The organism is Pseudomonas sp. 43(2021), assembly GCF_017490805.1.
In the GTDB taxonomy this organism is placed as follows: Bacteria; Pseudomonadota; Gammaproteobacteria; order Pseudomonadales; family Pseudomonadaceae; genus Aquipseudomonas.
Genome location: NZ_JAFGYJ010000372.1, coordinates 1 through 484, shown reverse-complemented (window position 1 = coordinate 484; position 484 = coordinate 1). Strand labels below are relative to the sequence as shown.

Sequence of the window (484 nt, the reverse complement as noted above, 5' to 3'; positions counted from 1 at the left end):
ATCAAGAACAGGCTGTTGATGGTCGTCGCATTCAAAGGCAGTACTCCAGAAGCGTAAAGACGAGGCACAAACTGACCATGCAGTCTGCGTGCCAGCGATTCTAACCTGTTGAAATGTGATGCTGTCAAAAAGCTTTTGTGCAGAATCACTCTGGAAATGCGGCGAGTGATGACTGTGGCGAGGGGATTCATCCCCGTTCGGCGGCGCAGCCGTCGTAAAACCGCTGTACGCGGATCCTTAGAGGGAACCGCATACGCTGCTTTTGGGGCGGCTTCGCCACCCAACGGGCATAAATCCCCTCACCACAGGGGAAGCTCCAGTGAGGTGTGTTACAGGCTGAACCGCCCAACCATGTTGTTCAGATCCAGTGCCAACCGCGACAGCTCATTGCTCGCTGCGCTGGTCTGATTGGCGCCGGTCGCCGACTGGACCGACAGATCGCGGATGTTGACCAGATTGCGATCGACTTCCCGCGCTACCTGCG

Annotated in this window: 2 protein-coding genes; both read right to left on the bottom strand. The window is 56.6% G+C overall.

What is annotated here, in order from left to right; genetic code table 11:
* Positions 1–191, bottom strand: a 191-nt coding sequence (locus J5M71_RS27705) for a hypothetical protein (RefSeq protein ID WP_207838762.1), incomplete at its 3' end; no start/stop codon positions are given.
* A gap of 138 nt (positions 192–329) precedes the next feature.
* Positions 330–484 (bottom strand): hypothetical protein (locus tag J5M71_RS29465; protein WP_243434382.1); only part of this gene is annotated, 155 nt, incomplete at its 5' end.